The sequence below is a fragment of the Hyphomicrobium sp. genome, from assembly GCF_035548195.1.
Taxonomy (GTDB): domain Bacteria; phylum Pseudomonadota; class Alphaproteobacteria; order Rhizobiales; family Hyphomicrobiaceae; genus Hyphomicrobium_B.
This window is the reverse complement of record NZ_DASZTY010000037.1, coordinates 199,447-205,683: the sequence shown is the minus strand read 5'-3', so window position 1 is coordinate 205,683 and position 6,237 is coordinate 199,447. Positions and strand designations below refer to the sequence as shown.

Sequence of the window (6,237 nt, the reverse complement as noted above, 5' to 3'; positions counted from 1 at the left end):
GTAGATCGGCGATTGGCCGGACTTGAGATTTGCAAGCCGGGCTGCATCGTTGTCGACGCAGGTCACGGTCCACCCGAAGTCTGAAAAGCACGCAGCCGAAACGAGACCGACGTAGCCCGCTCCGATCATGCAAATTTTCATGGTTATACCCCTCGGGATTTAAATTTCTGCTATTTTACCAATGGCATAGCCTGCCGGTAATGCGGTATAACGCAGCCGCAGCCTGTCAGCCCGGGATTTCGATTGGGACGGTTGTGAAAAGCAATCAAATTATTCTTCTTTGACTTTTGGTCGTCCGCAAGTTTTCATGGTTTTGCCGATGCTGACTGCATCGCCGCGGTGATTTCGACAGCGACTTGCGCCGCGTCATCAAACGCTAAGCTCCACGCAGCGCCGTGGGCTCCGTCTTATGGAGACCGCTATGACAAATCCGACAGCCCCCAGATCCTCGTATCAGAATGCGATCTGTCGAATGCCAATGTGTTGCTGCTGTGACCGTTAGGTCGGCGAGCGCCGCTTAAATCAATCCCATTTAAACAATCCGAATACAGAGGATGCCGGGCTCGGTTCCGGCAATGGTTGAAATATGTTCAAATCATACGTCATCGAAGTCGGAGACGACCAGGCCGGCGTCGTCATTCGTGAAGAAGGGGAACGCGAGTATCGCTTTCACGCCGCGCTTCAAAGTTACAGCGCACTCGACGGAAAGCTCTTTGCCAATCCCCTTCTCGCCGAGCGTGCCGCCGTAGCTCATGCGGTTAGCCGTAGGCGACAACGGCACGCGATCTCAGCCTTGCGCAGCGCTGATAACCGCCGAAGCAATCCTTATTTCAATCGACTCAAAGTGCGGCCCCGAGCCTTGACATTGCGGGCTTCTCACGAAGCAAAACCTATTGCACGGCAACGAAAAGTCGGAACGGTGGATGATCAGCGTCCGATCGATACTATGCCTGCAATTTCCCCGCTCGGACCGGCATGGGAATTTTGAGTTTATCTGCCCGCCCTGCTGTTCCCCAGAAACCGAAGGCTGGGCTGTCGCGACCAGAAATCGCAACCGGCCGCCGGTTCTCATTGGGCATAACTCAGTATCGGATATCTAAGATTGCGCGAGCCGGAACTTGACACCTCGCGTCCGATAAACAAAGGGATGCTCTCGTTAAAGCGATGCATGGAGCTTCCGAAGTGGGCGATCATTTTTGGCCGGCGCTGTATCCCGGTTTGATAGTTGGGCTGCTTTATGGGCTGACTCTACGCGGAATTGCGAATGCCGTTGCCGGAGCGCTAGGTGGTCTCCTGGGCTCGGCCCTCGCCTACTACGTGTTGCTTAAATTTGATCTCAACGAGGGCTTGCCTGGAGTCGCGGGCATGGTTGTGCTCGCATTTCTGGGCGCCTATTGCGCCACGCGAATTTATGCGCGGATTACCGGCACGGCGCCGACGAAGCCGTAACTCGTTCAGCGCCACGTTTCCTCAAACCACGGCGTGGTTGTCGCAAACCTGTCGCCGATCTGTCGTCGATATTTCACCAAATCCTGAAATTCAGCGATGGGTTCGATGATGGAGGTACAATGGCGGCCATGGCGACGGCGGCTTTAATCTTTTGTGCGCTGGCAACCGCAACACACTTCATCACGATAACGCTTGCACTTTCGCGCGTTCTCAAAGGCAAGACAAAGCAACGCGCGATATCGCAACCGGTCAGCATCGTCAGGCCCGTTTGCGGACTCGATCATTTCGACGAGTTGACGCTGCGCTCGACCTTCGAGCTTCGCTCTGACCGCTATGAGATTATCTTCTGCGCAGCTCGGGAAAGCGACCCAGCCGTACCCCTTGTGCGCCGCTTGATCGCGAACAATCCCCACATTCCGGCGCAGCTGATGATTGGCGACGACAGACCGACGAGCAATCCGAAACTCAACAATATCGTCAAAGGCTGGAAAGCTGCACGCCACCCTTGGATCGTCCTCGCGGACAACAATGTGCTGATGCGCCCCGACTATCTCGCCGACTTATTCGCGAACTTCGGACCCGACACCGGGTTGGTCTGCTCGCCGCCTGTAGGCAGCAAGCCAAGCAGCTTCTGGGCGGAACTCGAATGCGCATTCCTCAATACCTATCAGGCCCGTTGGCAATCGGCAGCCGATACGATGGGATTGGGCTTTGCGCAGGGAAAATCAATGCTTTGGCGCCGCGATCTGCTTGATGGTGCCGGTGGCATTGAGGCGCTGGGAAGTGAAATTGCCGAGGACGCCGCAGCAACAAAAATCGTTCGTACGCATAAATTGAACGTGCACCTCGTGGATCGTCCTTTTGAGCAACCGTTGGGGCCGCGCACGCTACGCCAGGTATGGGATCGCCAGGTCCGATGGGCGCGTTTGCGCCGAGCCACGTTTCAGTCGTTCTATCTGCCCGAGCTTTTCGCAGGTGGTCTGTTTCCGCTTCTGACAGCCTCGATTGCCACCCGGGCATTTGGCGTCGATCTGCTATTGGCATCCCTCGCATTCGCAGCGATTTGGTATGGCGCCGAAGCGTTGCTGAATTGGGCGGCTCGATGGCACCTGAGCGCCGTTTCTCCACTCGCTTGGATGTTACGTGATCTTCTATTGCCCGGCTTGTGGCTTCAAGGCTGGATCGGAGACACGTTTGTCTGGCGCGGTAATGACATGAGAGTCAGGCCAACCGGAAATGCAAGCGATGGCATAGGTGCCAGTCGCACGCTCGCCATGACCAGCGACGCCCGCTAGAGGCGAACGCCGTCGCATCTTTTATCGTCGTTATTTGCCTTCGGCGAACACTGGGCTGGCATTCAATCCCGGAAGCAGAGGCGTGTGAGCAATTGATTTACCAATTGCGCTCATCCCGCCGGCCGCAGCGTAAAGCTCGCATGCGATCGATCGATATTCGGGAACTTTGAATGGACAAGCGAGCGATCCTGGAGGTACTAAAGTCCCCGGAATGCGCGTGCGGCTGAGTGGTGATCGATGGTTCAGAGCGCAGACAGTACGACGCTTCCCGACGGCCTGATTACTATTCCTAGTTCCTATCCGGCGAAAGAAACACTGGATCGGTTGACGGCTGCCGTAATTGATCGCGGCATGAGCGTCATTGCCCGTATCGATCATGCGGGCGCAGCGACAAAAGTCGGCTTGCAAATGCGTCCGACCGAGCTTTTGATATTTGGCAACCCGCGCGCCGGTACGCCCCTAATGCAAGCCGCGCAACTGATCGGAATCGACCTGCCGTTACGAGCATTGGCGTGGCAAGACGGCGCGCAGCGAAACTGGCTATCCTATGTCGATCCTGACTGGATCGCGAGCCGGTATGGCATCTCAGCCATGTCGCAAAGCACCGTCGAGCAAATGTCCTCCATGTTGCAGACCGTTACAGCGCAGGCAACCTCATGAATCGAGCAAAGCATTGCCGCAGGATGGAGCGTTTTACCCCGACGCGCGTTATACTTTTCGAGATTCCCTCCGGCTACGACACCCAAGGCCCCACCCCCTGTAGAGGAAAAGTCAATGAAGCCAGAATCCGCCAAGGCCAAGCGCAAAGCGCCGCTCGATACACCATCCATTTTTTCTGATAACGCCAGAAAGGACATCGCGGGCGCTTTAACCGGTCTGCTTGCTGATGTGTTCGCGCTCTACGTGAAAACGAAAAATTTTCACTGGCATATGTCCGGTCCGCACTTTCGCGATTACCATCTGATGCTCGATGAGCAGGGAACGCAGATTTTCAATATGACCGACGATATCGCCGAGCGCGCTCGCAAAGTCGGCGGTACGACCCTCCACTCCGTTGGTCAGATTAGCAAGCTTCAGCGCATTTTGGATAACGACGCGGACTACGTCAGTCCCGACGACATGCTCGCCGAACTCAGAGATGACAACCTGCAGCTTGTCCGCTGGATGCAGGAAGTGCACGGTCTCTGCGATGAAAATAACGATGTCGCCACCGCGAGCCTCCTTGAGAACTGGATTGACGAAACGGAACGCCGCGTGTGGTTCCTGTTTGAGGCCACGCGCAACATACCGGATGGCGCGTAAGACATAAGACGCGTAGCACAAATCGGAGCGGCCGATGTCATCGCAAGATCAGGAGTTGTCTGGACCGGATCTGAAAAATGGCATCGCCGCGACCGAGCTTCCTGATGGCGGTATGCTCCTAGGCCACATCGACGGCGAGCCTGTCTTATTGGCCAAACGTGGCGCCGAGCTGTTCGCTATCGGGGCCACATGCACACACTATAACGGCCCGCTCGCAGAAGGCTTGTTGGTTGACGACACGGTACGATGCCCTTGGCATCACGCCTGCTTCAGCCTTCGTACCGGAGAAGCCTTACGAGCCCCGGCGCTCAATCCCGTCGCTTGCTTTCGCGTCGAAGAAAACAGAAACAAGATTTTTGTCCGCGGTAAGAACGACGTATCGCCTAAGCCACGAGTAAGGACGGAGTCCCACGTTCGTTCTGTCGTAATCGTCGGCGGCGGGGCTGCCGGAAACGCAGCTGCCGAGATGCTGCGGCGCCAGCATTTCGATGGCCGCATAACAATGCTGACCGCGGACGATGCGCTACCCTACGACAGACCCAATCTCTCGAAGGACTATTTGGCGGGGAATGCATCAGAGGATTGGATTCCCCTGCGCACGTCCGATTTCTATAAGGAACAGAATATCGATGTGCGGACCGCCACCCGCGTGTCATCAATCGATGCGGTCGAGCGCACCGTCGCGCTTGAGGACGGTACAAATTTGGTTTTCGACGCTTTATTGATCGCAACGGGTGCAAATCCCGTGCACTTGGATATTCCAGGCGCCGATCTTCCCCATGTTCATTACCTTCGTACTCTCGACAATAGCCGCGCGCTGATCGCAAAGTCCAAGGACGCCAAACGTGTTGCAGTCATAGGCGCCAGTTTCATCGGGCTTGAAACAGCAGCATCGTTACGCGCCCGCGGTCTTGAAGTGCATGTGATCGGTCCGCAATCTCGCCCGCTAGAGCGCGTCCTCGGACCTGAGTTAGGAGACATGGTCCGAGCGATCCACGAGAGGAATGGCGTCACCTTCCATTTCGGAACGACGGCAACCGCGATTGACAAAGGTAGCGTCACATTAAAGTCGGGTGAACAAATTCCTGCCGAGCTGGTGGTGGCAGGCATCGGCGTCCGACCAGATGTTGCGCTGGCGCAAAGTGCCGGCCTGAATATCGACAACGGTATCATTGTCGATCGTTATTTGCAGACGAGCATCCCGGGTATTTATGCGGCGGGTGACATCGCTCGTTGGCCAGATCCACATAGCGGCCATCCAATCCGCGTCGAGCACTGGGTTGTCGCCGAGCGGCAGGGCCAAACGGCCGCAAAGAACATCCTAGGCGGACGCCAGCCGTTTGATGCGGTACCATTTTTCTGGAACCAGCATTTCGATGTCACCGTGTCGTACGTCGGACACGCCGAGAAATGGGATAAAATCGACATCGACGGTGATCCAGAGAAGCACGACTGCAAGGTTACATATTACCAGGACGGCCGAAAACTGGCGGTCGCGACGGTCGGACGTGATCTCGAAAGTTTGCGCGCCGAGGCAGAACTCGAACGCGCCTAGGTTTTGGTACGTCCATACGCGAACGACGCAGGTCGCTCCATTTGGAAGTGATCATCCGTAGTCGAATACCATCCACGACCGTGCATGCGTCCGATAAGGTGCAAAGCGGGCGTATCGACATAACATTTTTCCGCATCCAGAATGAGTGCGTCGTCGATATGCGCGTGAACGATCTCTCCAAGAACAATTAATTGGTTCTTCGCGACTTCGATCGGCGTATGCAATTTGCATTCGAACACTACGGGGCTTGCTGCAAGCCGCGGCGGGAAAATCTTTACCGAGGGCAACGTATCTAGCCCAGCCAAGGCGATCTCATCGACTTCACTCGGCGCTTCGACCGACGTGATGTTCATTGCCTCGGCAACCGCATGTGCAACGAGATTGACGACGAATTCGCCTGTATCCAGGATGTTGTGCGCGCTATCCTTCATGCCGCCACTGGCGTTTGCTTGGATTCCGACGGCAAGGATTGGCGGCGTCTTGCTCATCGCGTTGAAAAAGCTGAACGGCGCCGCATTGCGGATGCCGTTCTTTGAGACTGTCGTGATCCAAGCGATGGGCCGCGGGACGATCGTACTTGTCAACAGTTTGTAACGATCATCGGCCGCGAGCATTTCGAAATCGAATTCCATTCGG

At 56.1% G+C, this 6,237-nt stretch carries 7 protein-coding genes and 1 pseudogene; 5 read left to right on the top strand and 3 right to left on the bottom strand.

Features of this window, described 5'->3' with window-relative positions:
- Positions 1-141 (bottom strand): annotated as a pseudogene (locus tag VHB22_RS16090) (UDP-glucose 6-dehydrogenase); the annotation flags it as partial.
- Between the two features lie 454 nt (positions 142-595).
- Positions 596-781 (bottom strand): hypothetical protein, encoded by a 186-nt coding sequence (locus VHB22_RS16085; protein WP_325458001.1) that lies wholly within the window; start codon positions 779-781, stop codon positions 596-598.
- A gap of 401 nt (positions 782-1,182) precedes the next feature.
- Here VHB22_RS16085 and VHB22_RS16080 point away from each other — a divergent pair, with 401 nt between their 5' ends.
- The 5 genes from VHB22_RS16080 (at position 1,183) to VHB22_RS16060 (ending at position 5,601) form a co-directional block, all read left to right on the top strand.
- Complete coding sequence (locus tag VHB22_RS16080; protein WP_325458000.1) at positions 1,183-1,449, top strand: hypothetical protein; 267 nt, start codon at positions 1,183-1,185, stop codon at positions 1,447-1,449.
- A 119-nt stretch (positions 1,450-1,568) separates the two neighbouring features.
- Positions 1,569-2,744: a ceramide glucosyltransferase gene (locus VHB22_RS16075; protein WP_325457999.1), complete on the top strand. Its 1,176-nt coding sequence runs from the start codon at positions 1,569-1,571 to the stop codon at positions 2,742-2,744.
- Positions 2,745-2,981: 237 nt separating this feature from the next.
- Positions 2,982-3,404, top strand: coding sequence for a DUF302 domain-containing protein (locus VHB22_RS16070; protein ID WP_325457998.1), 423 nt, complete (start codon positions 2,982-2,984; stop codon positions 3,402-3,404).
- A gap of 114 nt (positions 3,405-3,518) precedes the next feature.
- Positions 3,519-4,046: a DNA starvation/stationary phase protection protein gene (locus VHB22_RS16065; protein ID WP_325457997.1), complete on the top strand. Its 528-nt coding sequence runs from the start codon at positions 3,519-3,521 to the stop codon at positions 4,044-4,046.
- Positions 4,047-4,080: 34 nt separating this feature from the next.
- Positions 4,081-5,601, top strand: coding sequence for an FAD-dependent oxidoreductase (locus tag VHB22_RS16060; RefSeq protein WP_325457996.1), 1,521 nt, complete (start codon positions 4,081-4,083; stop codon positions 5,599-5,601).
- Here the strand turns inward: VHB22_RS16060 and VHB22_RS16055 are convergent.
- Positions 5,598-6,233, bottom strand: a complete 636-nt coding sequence (locus tag VHB22_RS16055; protein WP_325457995.1) for a flavin reductase family protein — start codon at positions 6,231-6,233, stop codon at positions 5,598-5,600. The genes VHB22_RS16060 and VHB22_RS16055 overlap by 4 nt on opposite strands.
- Positions 6,234-6,237: the final 4 nt, after the last annotated feature.

Bases quoted from the DNA above. Each gene is read 5' to 3' on its own strand.
- VHB22_RS16075 (WP_325457999.1), top strand. From the start codon at position 1,569: ATGGCGGCCATGGCGACGGCGGCTTTAATCTTTTGTGCGCTGGCAACC.
- VHB22_RS16070 (WP_325457998.1), top strand. From the start codon at position 2,982: ATGGTTCAGAGCGCAGACAGTACGACGCTTCCCGACGGCCTGATTACT.
- VHB22_RS16065 (WP_325457997.1), top strand. From the start codon at position 3,519: ATGAAGCCAGAATCCGCCAAGGCCAAGCGCAAAGCGCCGCTCGATACA.
- VHB22_RS16060 (WP_325457996.1), top strand. From the start codon at position 4,081: ATGTCATCGCAAGATCAGGAGTTGTCTGGACCGGATCTGAAAAATGGC.
- VHB22_RS16055 (WP_325457995.1), bottom strand. From the start codon at position 6,233: ATGGAATTCGATTTCGAAATGCTCGCGGCCGATGATCGTTACAAACTG.